The sequence below is a fragment of the Streptomyces sp. cmx-4-9 genome, assembly GCF_046548835.1.
GTDB lineage: Bacteria > Actinomycetota > Actinomycetes > Streptomycetales > Streptomycetaceae > Streptomyces.
Window position 1 is genome coordinate 66,135 of the sequence record NZ_JAEBEE010000005.1, and the last position, 16,083, is coordinate 82,217.

The following is a 16,083-nucleotide window of genomic DNA, read 5'->3' on the forward strand; positions in this document are numbered from 1 at the left end:
CCCGGCGGCAGCCGTGGATCACTGCTCGCGCAGCGGTACCGAGACGTACGAGGGATCGGTGCGCGGCGAGGAGAAGGTCAGCTGCGCGCCGGAAGGGTTGTGCTCGATGTAGAGCGGGTCGACGGTGTCGATGACCAGAGCGAGCCGGTGGCCCGCGGGTACGTCGTAGGCGGTGGAGAACAGCTCCAGGTCCACGCCGAAGGCCTGGCCCGGGGCGCGGCCGTGGAAGGTGTACGGCGCGTTGCTCACCAGCTTGCCGATGCCGAGCGGGCCGACGTCGTAGAGGTAGGCGACGAAGGTGCCGTCGGCCTTGGTGGGCGTGACGGTGGTGTGCACCGCGACCGTGCCGCGGATCCGGCGGGCCTCGTCGTAGCGCCCGGACTGCCAGACGGCGGCGAAGGCGCGGGGGAGGAGGGGGATCGAGGCGGTCGGCGGGGCCTTGGTGAACTGGTCGAGGATGCTGGAGAGGAAGAGGATGCCGCCGTTGGCCCCGGAATCGACGTTGGCGAAGACGTGCTCGCTGTCGGAGAGCGCCAGCTTCTCCGTGCCGCCGGCGCCCACCGACTTCCAGTCCGGGTACCCCTCGTAGCCGTCGTTGCTGCGGGACTTCAGCTGGACGGGGGCCTCGGCGTCGATTCCGTTGCGCTCGCCCTTGAGGTGGCGGTCGAACCAGCGGTGCGCGTTGGTCCAGGTGTCGTTGGGCAGGCCGAGGAGTCCGGTGCCCTCGGCGGTGGCGTGGTCCCCGGGCCGGAACTCCAGGCGCTTGGGGCCGGTCAGCCGGTCGAAGAACTCGGCGTACTGGTTGGGCGGGAAGATGGTGTCCCCCCAGGCGTTGCCCATCATGATCGCTGCGCCGTTGGCGTTGATCCGGTCCACCTGCTCGGCGGCCGAGCGCTTCCTGCCCCACTCGATCATCGCCTGCTCCTTCTCCAGCCGTGAGCCGAGGAAGTCACCGAGGATGGTCTTCAGTTCGGGTCCCGGGCGGCCGGTGAGGTAGCCGGCGGCGCCGAGCATTCCGGCGGCCTGGAGGTGTTGGGTGCGGCCGGAGTAGATGGACTCGATGAGGTCGGCCCAGCCGCTGAGGGCGACCACGGCCTTGATGCGCGGGTCGTGTGCGGAGGCCAGCAGGCTGATGCCCGCCCCGTACGAGACCCCGCCGAGGCCCACGCGGGCCGGGTCGGCGGGGGTGCCGGCGAGGGCCCAGTCGATGACGGCGGAGACGTCGGCCACGTCCGGCGGGCCGGCCACCTCGATCTCGCCGCCGGAGAGCCAGAAGCCGCGCGAGGTGTAACTGACCACGACGTAGCCGGAGTCGGCGAGCTTCTTGGCCTGGACCACGTATTCGATCTGGGGCATGCCCCAACTGGTGGGCAGCACGATCAGCGGGTACCTGCGGCCGGCGACCGCGTCGGCCGGGGTGAAGACGTTGCCCTTGAGGGTGATGCCGCCGGAGCCGGGGATGTCGTGGAAGCGCAGCTCCGGCGAGGCTGCCGGGGAGTCGGCGGCGACGGCCGCGACGGATGCGGGGGCAGCTGCCCGGGCCTGGTGGGGGGCCAGGCCCAGGGCGGCTGCCGCCAGCAGGGCGGTCAGGGCCGCGGCGGTGGTGGTGCGTTCCATCGGTCGCTCCTCGCGTACGCGGGGGGTCAAAGTGACCCGACGGTAACGGCGAGGGCTTACCGAGGGTAACCCGTCGGTAAGTTACGTGGTGGTAACAATTGAACAAGAGTCAGCAGCTGCTGCGGGAGGCACTCCGGAAGCGCTCCCCAGGGCGCCCCCCAGGCGTTCCGGAGGGGACCCCGCCACCCTGGCGGCGGCCGGAACCCGTCCCGCGGGGGATCAGCCGTTCTGCGGGGAGCCGGCCAGGGCGCTCTTCGCCTTCCACTGGTCCCAGCTCAGGTTCCACTCGCCGTAGCCGTTGCCGAGTTCGGCATTGCCCTTGGAGCCCTCGCCGACCACCTCGAAGGGGTCACCCACCTGGGACTGCGCGAAGAACTCCTTGGCGTCGGCGTCGCTCATCCCCACACAGCCGGAACTGGAGTTCGCGCGGCCGAAGTTCGCGGCGTTCCACGGGGCGGCGTGGGCGTACATGCCCGACCAGGTGAGCCGCATCGAGTAGTCGACCATCTTGTCGTAGGCATCGTCCAGGCCCACCGTCTGGGAGTCCATCCGGATGGTGCCCTCCTTCGACATGATCACCATCTTCCCGGACCAGGAGGCCTTCTTGCCGCCGGGCGTGCCCGCCGAGACGGGGATCGTCTTGACCGTCTGGCCGTCCTCCGTCACCGACATCTTCTTCGTGTCGAGACTGACCTGGATCCGCCGGTCCTTGCCGATCTTGAACTCGGTGGCGTAGTCCCGGGCGAAGATGCCGCCGCCCTTGCCGGAATCCACCCCGTTCAGCTTCATCTCGACCTTCACGTCGGTGCCGGGCTTCCAGAACTCCTTGGGCCGCCAGTCGACGCGGTCGTTGCCGGAGTAGTCCTTGACCCACCCCCAGGAGCCCTCCGCGTTGTCGGAGGCGGTCACCTTGAGCTGCTTCTCCACCTCGGCCTTGTTCGTCACCGGGTTGTCGAAGACGAGCGAGACGGGCATGGCCACGCCCACCGTGCTGCCCTTGGGCAGGTTGATCGAGACCTTGTTCACCTTGTCGGCGGCGCTGGTCCTGAACTGCGCGGTGGCGCTCTGGCTCTCGGTGTTCTGCGCCTCGACCTTGTACTCCGCTCCGGGCGGCGCATTGCGCTCGGAGGTCCAGGTCCTGCCGTCGTCGGCTATCTTCCCGGGCAGCTCGGCGCCCTTGGCGTCAGTCACCTTCACCTGGGCCAGCCTGCCCGCCGCGACGGTCACCGTGACCGGCCCGCCCGCCTTGACCTGATCGCCCGTGAGGTTCACCGAAACCGCCATCTCCGGCTTCTGCTTCAGCTCGGCCTTGCCGTCGGCGGACCCGCCGCTCCCGCTCCCGCCCGAGCAGGCGGTCAGTGCGGCGGCCAGGAGTGCGGTGCCCGCCATGGCGGTGCGGCGTGTGCGGCTCAACGAAGGGCCCCTTCAATCAGCGGGATGAACGATGCGTTCGCAGGCGTAGATGCGAACGGCACGACCTTAGGTTGCGCATTCCGCCGAAAAGGTCCTGCTTTTCCTTGTGACATGGACCGCAGCACAACGGTCACCGTCCGGTCATCATCGCCGCGCACTCCGGTCACCGGCACACGTGAGGGTTCGTCACATCCCCCAGGACGTACAGGAAGGACGATCAGCCATGTGTGCCCTGCTCGTGACCCCCGCCCGCCAGCACCGGGACCAGCACCGGGACCAGCGCCAGGACCGGCGCCGGGACCAGGACCGCGAGCTGACCGTGCGCACCCTGTCGGTCCCCGAGTACCAGGCCTTCCTCTCCCGGAACGGGGCGGCGAGCTTTCTCCAGTACCCGTCCTGGGCCTCGGTAAAGGACCTCTGGCATTCGGAAAGGGTCGGATGGCACTACCCGGACGGAGAAATGGAAGGTGCCGGACTCGTCCTCTTCCGCCAATTCCCCGGCACCCGTAAATACTTCGCCTACCTGCCCGAAGGTCCCGTCGCCGACTGGTCCGACCCGCGGATCGACCGCTGGCTGGCCCCGCTCATGCGGCATCTGAAGGCCGCCGGCGCCTTCGCGGTGCGGATCGGCCCCACCCCCGCCTACCGGCGCTGGGACGCCGCCACCGCCAAGGCGGCCACCGGGCCAGGCCGCCAGATCTCCGACGTCCTCGCCACCGAGGTGGACCCGGTCGGAGCGGCCCTCGCCGACCGGCTGCGCACCCGCGGCTGGAAGCGCTGCGGCGGCGAGGACGACGGCGACGCCCAGCCCCGCCACGTCTTCCGCGTCCCGCTGGCGGGACGCTCCCCGGACGAGCTGTGGTCCGGCCTGAACCAGGAGTGGCGGCGCAATGTCCGCAAGGCCGCCAAGGCCGGGGTGGAGACGGTCGTGGGCACCGCCGCCGACCTCCCCGCGTTCTACCGGCTGCTGCGCCTCACCGAGGAGCGCGACGGCTTCCGGCTCGGCCGCTCCCTGGCGTACTACGAGCAGCAGTACGCGGTCCTCAACGCCGAGGAGCCCGGCAGGATGCGGCTCTACCTGGGCATCCACCAGGGGGAGATCCTCGCCGCACACACCATGGTCGTCGCCGGGAGCCGGGTCTGGTACCAGACCGGCGCCTCCGCCGACCACCGCCGCGAGGTGCGGCCCAGCAACGCCCTGCAGTGGCGCATGATGTGCGATGCACACGCCCTCGGCGCACAGGAGTACGACATGCGCGGGGTACCCTCCACCCTTGACCCCGACGAACGCTCCTTCGGGCTGCTGCGCTGGAAGCTCGGCACCGGCGGACAGGTCGTCGAGACGCTCGGCGAGTGGGAGACCCCGATGGACGGATACGCCAACACGGCGCTCTACAAGGCCTTCCAGGCGTACCTGGCCCGCCGGTGAACCACGGCACCACCTCCATCCCCACCCCCACCACCCCCGTCCCCCTCCCCAGCCCCGACGCCGACGCCGGGCCGCAGGCCCCCTCCGCGCCCGCGCCCGCGCCCGCCGCCCCCGCGAAGGACTCCGTCCTGCGCAGCGGTGCGCTCATGGCGGCCGGCTCGGTCGTCTCCCGCGCCACCGGCTTCGTGCGCTCGGCCGTCGTCGTGGCGGCGCTCGGCACCGGACTGCTCGGCGACGGCTACGCCGTCGCCAACACGGTCCCCAACATCCTCTACATGCTGCTCATCGGCGGCGCCCTGAACGCGGTGTTCGTCCCCGAACTGGTCCGGGCCGCCAAGGAGCACGCCGACGGCGGCTCCGCCTACACCGACCGGCTGCTGACCGCCTGCACCGCCGCCCTGCTGGCCCTGACCGCCGCGGCCGTCGTCTGGGCCCCGCTGATCGTCACCGCCTACACCGACTACAGCGGGGCCCAGGCGGCCACCACGACGGCCCTGGCCCGCTACTGCCTCCCGCAGATCCTCTTCTACGGACTGTTCACCCTGCTCGGCCAGGTGCTCAACGCCCGCGGCCGGTTCGGCGCGATGATGTGGACGCCGGTCCTCAACAACCTCGTGATCATCGGCGTCTTCGGGCTCTTCCTCCAGCTCTCCCACGACGCGGACGGAAGCCTGACCGCCGCCGACACCCGCCTCCTGGGCATCGGCACCACCGCCGGCATCGTCGTCCAGGCCCTCGCACTGGTCCCCTCGCTGCGCGCGGCCCGCTTCCGCTGGCGCCCCCGCTTCGACTGGCGGGGCAGCGGACTCGGCCGTCCGCTGCGCAACGCCGGCTGGCTGGTGATGCTCGTCCTCACCAACCAGATCGCCTACTGGGTCGTCACCCGGCTCTCCACCGCCACCGGGGCCCAGGCGGCCGCCGCCGGCCTTGCGGGCGGCGCGGGTTACACCGCCTACAGCAACGCCTACCAGCTGTGGATCGTCCCCCAGGGCATCGTCACCGTCTCCCTCGTCACCGCCCTGATGCCCCGCATGAGCGCGGCCGCCGCCGACGGCGACCTCGCCGCCGTGCGCCGGGAGGTCTCGTACGCGCTGCGCTCCAGCGCCGCGCTCGTGGTGCCCGCCGCCACCGCCTTCGCCGTCCTCGCCCCCTGGGTGATGGGCAGCGTCTTCGGATACGGGCGCACCGGCCCCGCCGACATCGAGGCCATGGCGGGCATGCTGGCCGCGTTCGCCCCCGGGCTGGTCGCCTTCTCCGCGCAGTACGTCCTCTCCCGCGGCTTCTACGCCCTGTCCGACACCCGCACCCCGTTCTTCCTCAACCTGGTCATCGCCGCGTCGAACGCCGCGCTGTCCGTGGCCGCGTACGCCCTGCTGTCCCCGCGCTGGGCGGTCACCGGCATGGCCGCGGCCTCCTCCGTCGCCTTCACCGCCGGCGCCGCCGCCACCGCGTACGTCCTCTCCCGCAGGCTCGGACCCCGCCGCGGCCCGCGCAGCGAACGCCGCGCCACGGCGCTGCGCACCCACCTGAGGCTGCTGGCCGCCTGCCTGCCCGCGGCCGCCGCCGGGTACGGCGCCGCCCGGGCCGCGGACCGGTTCGGGGACCTCGCCGCGGCCGGATCGGGAACCGCCGCCATCGCCCTGGTCGTCATCCTGCTCGCCGGGCCGCTGCGCCTGACGGAGATCACCGACCTGCTCGGCTCCCTGCGCCGGAAGACCGGCCGTTAGCGGGAGGCGGGCCCCGAAGGACCCTGGGACACTGACCCGATGCCACGCATACTCCTGATCGAGGACGACCCTTCCATCCGGGAAGGAGTCGCCCTCGGCCTGCGCCGGCGCGGCCACGAGGTGAGCGCGGCGGAGACCGGCGAGGAAGGCCTCGGCCTGATGGCGGGCTTCCGCCCCGAACTGGTCCTGCTCGACCTGATGCTGCCGGGGATCAACGGCGTGCAGGTCTGCCGCCGCATCCGGGACACCAGCGAGGTGCCGATCATCATGCTCACCGCGCGCGGCGACGACTTCGACATAGTCGTCGGCCTCGAAGCCGGCGCCGACGACTACATCGTCAAACCCGCTCGCACCGAGGTCATCGAGGCCCGCGTCAAAGCCGTCCTGCGGCGGCTGCACGATCCGGCCGGCCAGCGCCCCGGAGTCGAGTTCCACGGGGAGCTGGCCGTCGACCGGGCAGGGCTGACCGTCGCCAAGAACGGCGAGCGCATCCCCCTCGCGCCCAGCGAGATCAAACTCCTGCTGCACCTGTCGGCCTCACCCGAGCAGGTCTTCTCCCGCCAGCAGCTGCTGGAGTACGTGTGGGACCACAGCTACCACGCCGACGCCCGCCTCGTGGACGCCTGCGTGCGCCGGCTGCGCCACAAGGTGGAGGACCCCGCGGCCGGCCCCCGCTACATCCAGACCGTGCGCGGCTTCGGCTACCGCTTCGGTCCGCTGTAGGGCGCGCGCAGTGGCACGCACAGCCCCGCTCGGCCTGCGCACTAGGCTGATGGCCGCCTTCCTGCTGGTCGCCGCGATCAGCGCGGTGGGCACGGCCGCCCTCACGTACCAGAGGGCGCGCACCGCGATCCTCACGCAGAGCCAGGACACGGCCGTGAGCACCCTGCGCGACCAGATCGACTCCAAGGCCTACCAGCTCCCCATGGACCAGGCCACCCTCCAGGCCGCCGTCACCGACCTCGGCAAACGCGGGAAACCGCACCCGTGGGTGGTCTTCGGCGAGTACGGCGAACTGCGCGCCTCCTCGAACATCGACCCGGCCACCTCCTCCGTGGTCACCGAACAGCTCCGCCGGCAGATCTCCGGGAACCCGCACGGGGCCTTCCAGCGGGTGGAGGAGCCCGGCGGCGCCCCCTACCTCACCGTGGGCATCCCGGCCGTCTTCGCCCAGATGGGACGCCAGGAACCCACCGGGCTCGTCTTCTACGCCGTGATGCCCCTGACCACCGAGCGGGACATGGTCGACGCGATGGTCGACGCCGCGCAGCAGGGCGCCATCCCCGGCCTCGCCATCGCGGTGGTCCCCGCCCTGCTCGCCGCGCGCAGCGTGCTGCGCCCGGTACGCGACATGCGCCGCGCCGCCGAACGGCTCGGCCGGGGCCGTCTCGACACCCGCATCGAGGTCAGGGGCTCCGACGAACTCGCCGGCCTGGCCCGTACCTTCAACGAGACCGCCGGCGCCCTCGAACAGTCGGTGAGCGAACTGCGGGACGCGGAGGCCCGGGCCCGCCGCTTCGCCGCCGACGTCTCCCACGAACTGCGCACCCCGCTGGCCGGGATGCTCGCCGTCACCGAGGTGCTGGACGAGGACGCCGAGCACCTGGACCCCGACACCGCCAAGGCCCTGCGGCTGATCAGCGCCGAGACCGGCAAACTCGCCGTACTCGTCGAGGACCTGATGGAGATCTCCCGGTTCGACGCGCGCGCCGCCGAGCTCAACCTCGACGAAGTGGACATCGCCCTGGCCGTCACCAAGACCCTGGAGCGCCGCCACTGGGACGACGGGCGGGTCACCACCGAGCTGCCGAGCGGCGTGCGCGCCCGGCTCGACCCGCGCCGCTTCGACGTGGTCCTCGCCAATCTCGTGGGCAACGCCCTCCGGCACGGCGGCGCCCCCGTCTCGGTCACCGTCGCCAACCGGCCCGGCCCCGACGGGGAGCGGCTGCTGATCGAGGTCGCCGACAGCGGACCCGGTATCGCCCCCGAGGTGCTGCCGCACATCTTCGACCGGTTCTTCAAGGCCGACTCCGCCCGCACCCGCTCGGCGGGCAGCGGCCTGGGCCTCGCCATCACCCTGGAGAACGTACGGCTGCACGGGGGCACCCTGCACGCCGCCAACGGACCGGCAGCAGGCGCCGTGTTCACCATCGACATGCCCGCGGAGGCCCGCGCATGAACCGGCTCCGCACGGTTGCCGCCGCCACGGCCCTGCTGGGCCCGCTCACGCTCGCCGGCTGCGGGATCACCCCCACCGGGGTCGTCGAGAGCGGGTCCCCGGCCACCGTCATCATCGGGCCGCGCGACCGGTCGGGCGTGGTCTACTTCGTCACCCCCGACGACCGGCTCCTGCCCTCCTCCCAGGTCGACTCCCCGCCCTCGTCCCCCACAGGCACCCTGCTGCGGCTGCTCGCCGGGCCGGGCCCGCAGGAACGGGCCGCCGGCCTCGGCACCCGGCTGCCCGTGGTCGAGGGAGACCAGACCGGGCCCGTCGGGGTCACGCTCGTCAGCCCCGGGACCGTGGAGGTCAGGGTCCCCTTCAAGATCGGCGACCTCTCCCGGCTCGCCCGCCGCCAGCTGGTGTGCACCGTGGAGGCCGCCGCCGGGAGCGAAGCCGCCGACGTCCAGGTGATGCTGCGCGGTCCGGACGCCACCGGTTACGAGACGCCCTGCGCCGCCGGACGCTGAACGCCCTCTTGCACGAGGTGCCCGCGGCGGCCACGGTGACCCCATGGACCCCGGCCTCCCCGATGTGCCCGACGTCTTCGACCCCCGGATCTACGCCGAGGGCATCCCGCACGAGCGCTACCGGCTGCTGCGCGAGCACCACCCGGTGGCCTGGCAGCCGGAGCCGGAGGTCATGGGCTGGCCCGCCGGACCCGGCTTCTGGGCGGTCACCCGGCACGCCGACGCCGTACGGGTCCTGCGCGACCACCGCACGTACTCGTCCTGGGCCGGAGCCACCCAGATCCGCGACCCCGACCCCGCCGACCTGCCGTTCCTGCGCCGCACCATGCTCAACCAGGACCCCGCCGAAGCCGCCGGGCAGCACGGCCGGCTGCGGCGCCTGGTCGCCCGCGCCTTCACCCCCGCCCGGGTCGACGCCTTCGCCGGCCGGGTGCGGGAACGGGCCCGCGCCCTGCTCGGCGCCGCCCGGGAGCAGGTCGAGGACGGCGCCGCCGACCTGGTGCGCACCGTCACCGACGAGTACGCCCTGCTGAACCTGACCGACCTGCTCGGCATCCCGCCGGCCGACCGGGGCCTGCTCCTGGACTGGACCGTACGGATCATCGGCTACCAGGATCCCGAGGACGCTCCCGCGCCGCTCCTCGGACCCGACGGCGCACCGCTCAACCCGCGCTCCCCGGCGCTGCTCGGCGAGATGTTCGGCTACGCCCGCTCCCTGGCCGCCCACAAGCGGGCGCACCCCGGCGACGACGTGATGACCGCCCTGGCACACGCCGGACTGGACCCCGCCGAACTGGAGATGTTCTTCTTCCTGCTCACCGTCGCCGGCAACGACACCGTACGCAGCGCCGCCCCCGGCGGGCTCCTCGCGCTGGCCCGTGCACCGGGGGCCTACCGGCAGCTCGCCGCCGGAGAGGTGCCCGTGGACCGCGCCGTGGAGGAACTGCTGCGCGTCCACCCGCCGGTGCTCAGCTTCCGCCGCACCGCCGCCGCCGACACCGAACTGGCGGGACAGCGGATCCGGGCGGGGGACAAGGTGGTCGTCTTCCACGCCTCCGCCAACCACGACGGACGCGTCTTCGCCGACCCCGGCCGCCTCGACCTGGGCCGGACACCCAATGCGCACGTCTCCTTCGGCGACGGACCGCACGTCTGCCTCGGCGCCCACTTCGCCCGGCTCCAATTGCGCACCCTCTACGAGGAGTGGCCCCGCCTGCTGCCCGCACCGGAACTGGCCGGACCGCCGCGCCGGCTGGTCTCCAACTTCATCAACGGGATCACGCGGCTGCCGCTGCGGGTGTCCGGGCCGCCCCGGTGACATCCGCCGCCAGTTCCGTCACATCGGGCCCGTAGGCATCGGAGTTGACGACCTTCAGCACGATGCAGAACGACCCGTTGCGGTACTCCCGGGCGAGGCGGGTGTGGTGCCTGGCCAGGTAGCGGGCAGCGGCCTGGTTGCTGTTGGCGGTCTGCCCCGACAGCAGGAACACCGGCCGGGAGTCCCGTCCGCCGGTCAGCCGGGCCAGCAGCACGTACTCGGCCACCCCCTTCTCCCAGCGGTACGTCTCCCCGCCCACCTGGATGGCCCCCCGGTCGGGCCCCGCCTCGGTGCTGAGGTCGACCCGCACGCCCGGCAGCATGGAGGCGAGGTGCGCCGTCGTACGGGCATTGGAGACGGGTCCGCCCACACAGAACTCGGCCCGCTCGCCGAAGCCCTGCCGGGCCGCGTCGTGGGTGACGATCTGCACGTTCGCCCCGCAGTCCTTGATCAGGGCGGATATCTCCAGCAGCGCGAAGGCGTCGTTGCGGTGCAGGGAGGAATCCGTGCCGCCCATCTGCCGGTTCACCACGAACAGGCAGTCGGAGCCCGTGGGCAGACCGAAGAAGGCCTGCTTGCGGCGGAGCGCGCGGCGCCAGAGGTAGGTGCGGAAGAACCAGCCGAACCCGCCGCTGAGGGCGGTGGCCGCCACCCCGAGCACGATGTTGCGCACGTCGTCGTTCATGCGCGGGATGCTAGGGCATCGGGCCGGCGGTGCAGAGACCGGCCGGGACGGCCGGACGGCGCATCCGGCCGCCCCCGCGCCGGGCCACCCGCCCGCAGGCCTGCGGGCCGGTCCCCTGACGGGGCGGCACCCCGGCCGCTAGGCTCGGCGGACGCTGCCGACCGGAGGTCCGCCATGCACCGTCCTGCCGCACGTGCGCTCCCGCTGCTCGCCCTCGTCGGGGCGCTCCTCTCCACGGGGGCGACGGCCCCGCCGTCGCCCTCCGCCGCCCCGGCCAAGGTCCCGGTGGCCGTGGGGTACGGCGGGGCCGTCGCCAGTGTCGACGCCGACGCCTCCGCCGTGGGCATCGCCGTCCTGAGGTCGGGCGGCAACGCCGTCGACGCGGCCGTCGCGACCGCCGCGGCCCTCGGGGTCACCGAGCCGTACTCGGCGGGCATCGGGGGCGGCGGCTACTTCGTCCACTACGACGCCTCCTCCGGCCGGGTGCAGACCATCGACGGCCGCGAGACCGCCCCGGCGACGGCCACCGCGTCCCTCTTCCAGGAGGACGGACTGCCGATCCCCTTCGAGGAGGGCCAGACCAGCGGCCGCGGCGTCGGCGTCCCCGGCACCCCCGCGACCTGGAAGAGCGCCCTCGACGCCTGGGGCACCCGCCCCCTGGACCGCCTGCTGAAGCCCGCGGAGAAACTGGCCCGGGAAGGCTTCACCGTCGACTCCACCTTCCGGGCCCAGACGGCCGCCAACGAGGCCCGCTTCAGGGACTTCCCGGCGACGTCGAAGCTGTTCCTGCCGGGCGGCGCGCTGCCGGTGGTCGGCTCCACCTTCAAGAACCCCGACCTCGCCGCGACCTACGCGGAACTCGGCCGCAAGGGCGCGGGCGCGCTCTACCGCGGCCCGATCGCCGAGGACATCGTCCGGGCCGTCCGCAAGCCCCCGGTCGACCCCGCGGCCACCCGCACCGTCCGCTCCGGCGACCTGACCACCGGCGACCTGCGGGCGTACGCCACGAAGCGGCAGGCCCCGACCCGGGTGGGCTACCGCGGCCTGGACGTCTACGGCATGGCGCCGTCCTCCTCGGGTGGCACCACCGTCGGTGAGGCCCTCAACATCCTGGAGCGCACCGACCTGGGCTCCCTGTCCGAAGCCCAGTACCTGCACCGGTTCATCGAGGCCTCGCGGATCTCCTTCGCCGACCGCGGCCGCTGGGTCGGGGACCCGGCGGCCCAGGACGTGCCGACCCGGGAGCTGCTCTCCCAGCGGTTCGCCGACGCGCGGGGCTGCCTGATCTCCCCGGACCGGGCGCTGACCAGCCCGCTGGCGCCCGGCGACCCGCGCCGCCCCGAGCCGTGCGCGACGACCGGGCGGGCCGCCCCCACCACGTACGAGGGGGAGAACACCACGCACCTGACGGTCGCCGACCGCTGGGGCGACGTCGTCTCCTACACCCTGACCATCGAGTCCACCGGCGGCAGTGCCATCACCGTCCCGGGACGCGGCTTCCTGCTCAACAACGAGCTGACCGACTTCTCCTTCGCGCCGGCCGCAGCCGGGGTCCCGGACCCGAACCTGCCCGGCCCCGGCAAGCGGCCGCGTTCATCGATGTCCCCGACCATCGTGCTGGAGGACGGACGGCCCGTCCTGGCCGTGGGCTCCCCGGGCGGGGCCACCATCATCACGACCGTGCTCCAGACCCTGACCGGCCACCTGGACCGCGGTCTCCCGCTGGTCGACGCGATCGCCGCCCCCCGGGCCAGCCAGCGCAACCAGGCCACCACCGAGCTGGAACCGGGGCTGTGGAACAGCCCGCTGCGGGCCGAACTGGAGGCGCTCGGGCAGGGCTTCCGACAGAACCCCGAGATCGGCGCGGCCACCGGCATCCAGCGGCTGCCGGACGGGCGCTGGCTGGCGGCCGCCGAGAAGAGCCGGCGCGGGGGCGGCTCGGCGATGGTGGTCCACCCGCGCGGAAACCCGTAACCGCGGCGCCGTCACAGGGCGGTGAGGATCCGCGGCCCGTCGTCGGTGATCGCGACCGTGTGCTCCGCGTGGGCGGCGCGGCTGCCGTCGACGGTCCGCAGGGTCCAGCCGTCCTCGTCGCAGGAGTAGTCGTCCGTGCCGCCCGCGATCAGCATCGGCTCGATGGCGAGGACCATGCCGCGGCGCAGCCGCACACCGCGCCCCGGCGGGCCCTCGTTGGGCACGCCGGGGTCCTCGTGCATGCTGCGGCCGATGCCGTGGCCGCCGAAGCCGTCGGGAATGCCGTACCCGGCGGAGCGGCACACCGTGCCGATCGCGTGGGCGATGTCCCCGATCCGGTTCCCGGGCACGGCCGCGGCGATGCCTGCGGCGAGCGCCGCCTCGGCGGTCTCGATCAGCCGCAGGTCCGCCGGCCGCGCCCGCCCGACGGTGAAGCTGATCGCCGCGTCGCCGGCCCAGCCGCCGAGTTCCGCCCCGAAGTCGGCGCTGACCAGGTCGCCGTCCCGGAGCCGGTAGTCGCCGGGGATGCCGTGCACGATCGCGTCGTTGACCGAGACGCACAGCACGGCGGGAAAGGGCACCGGCGCGAACGGCGGCCGGTAGCCGAGGAAGGGCGAGGTCGCGCCCGCCGCGCGGAGCACCTCGTGGGCCGTCCGGTCCAGGTCCCGCAGGCTCACGCCGACCCTTGCCCGCTGCCGCACGGCGTCCAGGGCGGTCGCGACGACCCGCCCCGGCGCGCGCATCTGCTCGATCGACTCTGCTGTCTTGAGTTCCACCATGCCAATAACTGTACCGGTATAACTTTAACGGTATGGTTATGGGGGAGCCGGGTAGCATGGGGGCATGGTCCGAACCCCCCTCACCCCTGAAGAGCGCGAGCGCGGCGAGCGCCTCGGCGCGCTGCTGCGCGAAGCCCGCGGCGGCCGCAGCATGGTCGAGGTCGCGGCCCGCGCCGGACTCTCCCCCGAAACCCTCCGCAAGATCGAGACCGGCCGGGCGCCCACGCCCGCCTTCTTCACCGTCGCCGCCGTCGCCGAGGCCCTCGGCCTGTCCCTGGACGACGTGCTGCGCCGCTGCGCCTTCGTTCCCGCCTGACCCGGGTCCGCACCCGGCTGCCGACCTCGTCGGCGGAGCCGGGGGAGACGGCTTAGGGTCGGGGGATGACGATCGAAGAGCTCGGCACGGCGCGGTACGTCAGCCTCACCACCTTCCGCAAGGACGGCACGCCCGTGGCGACCCCGGTCTGGGCGGTGGCCGACGGCGGGGAGCTGTACGTATGGACGCGCAGCGACGCGTGGAAGGTCAAGCGGATCCGCGCCGACGGGCGGGTCACCGTGAGCCCCTGCGACGTGCGCGGACGCGTGGCGGAGGGGGCGCCGGTGCTGGAGGGGCAGGCGCGGCTGCTGGACGGGGCGGGACTGCACCGGGTGCGCCGGCTGATGTCGCGCAAGTACACCTGGCAGTTCTGGATGCTGGACGTGCCCGCCGCGCTCTGGCGCCGGGGCAAGCGGCCGCACACCGCGATCGCCGTCAAGCTTTGAGACTCCCGTAGCCCGCCTGTAACGCGCGCGGTGTCCAATGCGGTCATGGAGACCGCGAATGCGCCGGCGATCAGTCAGTTCTGCTCCTACTTACGGGGGTTGACCCAGCGACTGGACCCCGGGTCGGGGTGGTACGGGGAGTTCCTGCGCCGGGACCCGGAGGGAGTGCGGGCCTGCCTCCAGGGCGCCGCCATGGCGCCGTGGGACGTGGTCGAGTCGCTGCTGCGGGACCTCGCCGCCCTGCGGGGCGAGGAGTTCGCGGCGCGGGAGGCCGCGTACGCGACCGGGCTGCGGGCCGCCGCCGTCGCCGCCTGGGACCGGCTGCCGGGCGGCGCAGCGGAGGTGCAGGCCCTCCTCCTGGCGGCGCAGGCCCGGCGGGCCGAGGCGGATGCGGCCCTGCGCTCCCTGTCCGCACGGCTGGCCGGCGCGGCCGGCCGGGAGGAGTCCGAGGCCCTGGACCGGGAGATCGCCTGGACCCGGGACGACGCGGCCCGGGCCACGTCCCGGCATGCGGACCTGGCGGCGCGGCTGGCCGCGGTGTCCCGCCCGGCGCCCGTCCCCGAGCCGTCCGCACCGGAAGCGGGGCCGCCGCCGAAGGCGGCCGTCGGACGGGCCGAGGGGCGGTGGCTGCGCGGGGGGCACCGGTCCGGAGGTGCCCGGTACGCCGGGGCCCCCGCCCCCGCCCCCGCCCCCGGAGCCGGTCCGGGCGCCGCCCTCCCGCCGGGGTACGCACCGCAGCCGGCCGCGCCGGAGGCCGGGCCCGGGCCGGCGGCGCCACCGCCGCGCGGGGCGCGCTTCGGGGCTGCGGGGCGTCCGGGGGCGGCCCGCGGCGCAGTGGCCCCGGCGCAGGCCGCCGCCCGGGCCGCAGCCGGAGACCCCGCCCCGGCGGCGAACGCCGTCGGCGAAGCCGCCTCCGTGGGGGCCGCCGGGGACCCCGAGGCGGATGCGGATGCCGGCGTGGAGGGCGGCGCGGACGCCGGTGCCGGAGCCCGCGCCGCGGCCGGCCCGGGGGGCGAGGCCGAGCCGGCGGGCTCCGGCGGCGCCCCGGCCCCGGCCGCCCCTGCGCGCCGCCCCGTCACGGACTTCGTCGCCGACCTGCTCACGCTGCGCGCCCGGGGCCGGACCGGCGAGGCCCACGTGCTGCTGTGCGAGGCGGCGGCGTGGCCCGCCGGGCGGCTCCCCGGCCTCGCCGCCGAACTGACCCGGGCCGGACTGGCCGCCGACTGGGCCACCCTGCTGTGGGAGGCGGCCTCGCTCCCGCCCGAGCGGCTCGCCGCCGCCGCGGCCGCCCTCGGCGGGTCCGGACGGGATGCCGACTGCGACGCGCTGCTGCGCCAGGGCGCGGCCCGCCCCACCGCCGAGATCGCCGAGGCCGCCCTCGCCCTCGGCGCGGCCGGCCGCAGCCGGGAAGCCGAGGCCCTGCTCGGCGCCTTCGTCCGGGTCCGCACCCCGCAGGAGGCGGCCCGCCTCGCCCGCCGCGACCCGCAGTGGTTCGCCCCGCGCCTGCTCCGGGCGGCCCGCGCCCTGTCCGGGTCCCGGCACCGCGACCTGCTCCACGCCCTGCGCGTGGCCGGAATCAGTACGGCGTAAACCGCCCGGATCCTGACCGGAATCGACCGCTGACCGACCTGATGTGATCGACTACTCCAACCGTGCAAGGCGGTCTTGCCCCGCGCTGTGCCGAGGCCTAC

General features: G+C 73.9%; 14 protein-coding genes. 10 read left to right on the forward strand and 4 right to left on the reverse strand.

Going from position 1 to position 16,083, the window contains the following annotated elements; all coding sequences use genetic code 11:
* Positions 1 to 18 precede the first annotated feature (18 nt).
* Positions 19 to 1,617, reverse strand: a complete 1,599-nt coding sequence (locus ACLJTM_RS16710) for a CocE/NonD family hydrolase (protein ID WP_411104386.1) — start codon at positions 1,615 to 1,617, stop codon at positions 19 to 21.
* 219 nt (positions 1,618 to 1,836) lie between these two features.
* Positions 1,837 to 3,006 (reverse strand): Ig-like domain-containing protein, encoded by a 1,170-nt coding sequence (locus tag ACLJTM_RS16715; protein WP_411104770.1) that lies wholly within the window; start codon positions 3,004 to 3,006, stop codon positions 1,837 to 1,839.
* A 247-nt stretch (positions 3,007 to 3,253) separates the two neighbouring features.
* Between ACLJTM_RS16715 and ACLJTM_RS16720 the strand changes: the two genes are divergently transcribed.
* The 6 genes from ACLJTM_RS16720 to ACLJTM_RS16745 are packed head-to-tail and all read left to right on the forward strand — an operon-like array spanning position 3,254 to position 10,192.
* Positions 3,254 to 4,459: a lipid II:glycine glycyltransferase FemX gene (locus ACLJTM_RS16720; RefSeq protein WP_411104387.1), complete on the forward strand. Its 1,206-nt coding sequence runs from the start codon at positions 3,254 to 3,256 to the stop codon at positions 4,457 to 4,459.
* A gap of 17 nt (positions 4,460 to 4,476) precedes the next feature.
* Entirely contained in the window at positions 4,477 to 6,186 is a 1,710-nt protein-coding gene (gene murJ / locus ACLJTM_RS16725; protein WP_411104771.1) for a murein biosynthesis integral membrane protein MurJ, read from the forward strand.
* Between the two features lie 39 nt (positions 6,187 to 6,225).
* The gene (locus tag ACLJTM_RS16730; RefSeq protein WP_411104388.1) at positions 6,226 to 6,909 is read left to right on the forward strand and encodes a response regulator; all 684 of its coding nucleotides are present in this window, start codon (positions 6,226 to 6,228) and stop codon (positions 6,907 to 6,909) included.
* Positions 6,910 to 6,958: 49 nt separating this feature from the next.
* Entirely contained in the window at positions 6,959 to 8,365 is a 1,407-nt protein-coding gene (locus ACLJTM_RS16735) for an ATP-binding protein (RefSeq protein ID WP_411104389.1), read from the forward strand.
* On the forward strand, positions 8,362 to 8,874 hold the full coding sequence (locus tag ACLJTM_RS16740; RefSeq protein WP_411104390.1) for a hypothetical protein: 513 nt from the start codon (positions 8,362 to 8,364) through the stop codon (positions 8,872 to 8,874). Before ACLJTM_RS16735 ends, ACLJTM_RS16740 begins: the two co-directional genes overlap by 4 nt.
* 43 nt (positions 8,875 to 8,917) lie before the next feature.
* On the forward strand, positions 8,918 to 10,192 hold the full coding sequence (locus tag ACLJTM_RS16745; RefSeq protein ID WP_411104391.1) for a cytochrome P450: 1,275 nt from the start codon (positions 8,918 to 8,920) through the stop codon (positions 10,190 to 10,192).
* Here ACLJTM_RS16745 and ACLJTM_RS16750 read toward each other — a convergent pair.
* Positions 10,152 to 10,877: a hypothetical protein gene (locus tag ACLJTM_RS16750; RefSeq protein ID WP_411104392.1), complete on the reverse strand. Its 726-nt coding sequence runs from the start codon at positions 10,875 to 10,877 to the stop codon at positions 10,152 to 10,154. The two genes, ACLJTM_RS16745 and ACLJTM_RS16750, sit on opposite strands and share 41 nt — an antisense overlap.
* Positions 10,878 to 11,051: 174 nt before the next feature.
* On the opposite strand from ACLJTM_RS16750, the gene ggt reads away from it, so the two are divergent.
* Positions 11,052 to 12,851, forward strand: a complete 1,800-nt coding sequence (gene ggt / locus ACLJTM_RS16755; RefSeq protein WP_411104393.1) for a gamma-glutamyltransferase — start codon at positions 11,052 to 11,054, stop codon at positions 12,849 to 12,851.
* Positions 12,852 to 12,862: 11 nt separating this feature from the next.
* Here ggt and map read toward each other — a convergent pair whose 3' ends face one another.
* Positions 12,863 to 13,630, reverse strand: a complete 768-nt coding sequence (map, locus tag ACLJTM_RS16760; RefSeq protein ID WP_411104394.1) for a type I methionyl aminopeptidase — start codon at positions 13,628 to 13,630, stop codon at positions 12,863 to 12,865.
* A gap of 64 nt (positions 13,631 to 13,694) precedes the next feature.
* On the opposite strand from map, the gene ACLJTM_RS16765 reads away from it, so the two are divergent.
* The 3 genes from ACLJTM_RS16765 (at position 13,695) to ACLJTM_RS16775 (ending at position 15,982) form a co-directional block, all read left to right on the forward strand.
* Positions 13,695 to 13,946 carry a helix-turn-helix domain-containing protein gene (locus ACLJTM_RS16765; protein ID WP_411104395.1) on the forward strand — a complete coding sequence of 84 codons (252 nt, stop codon included), beginning with the start codon at positions 13,695 to 13,697 and terminating at the stop codon, positions 13,944 to 13,946.
* A gap of 65 nt (positions 13,947 to 14,011) precedes the next feature.
* On the forward strand, positions 14,012 to 14,392 hold the full coding sequence (locus tag ACLJTM_RS16770) for a PPOX class F420-dependent oxidoreductase (RefSeq protein WP_411104396.1): 381 nt from the start codon (positions 14,012 to 14,014) through the stop codon (positions 14,390 to 14,392).
* Between the two features lie 99 nt (positions 14,393 to 14,491).
* The gene (locus tag ACLJTM_RS16775) at positions 14,492 to 15,982 is read left to right on the forward strand and encodes a hypothetical protein (RefSeq protein ID WP_411104397.1); all 1,491 of its coding nucleotides are present in this window, start codon (positions 14,492 to 14,494) and stop codon (positions 15,980 to 15,982) included.
* Positions 15,983 to 16,083: the final 101 nt, after the last annotated feature.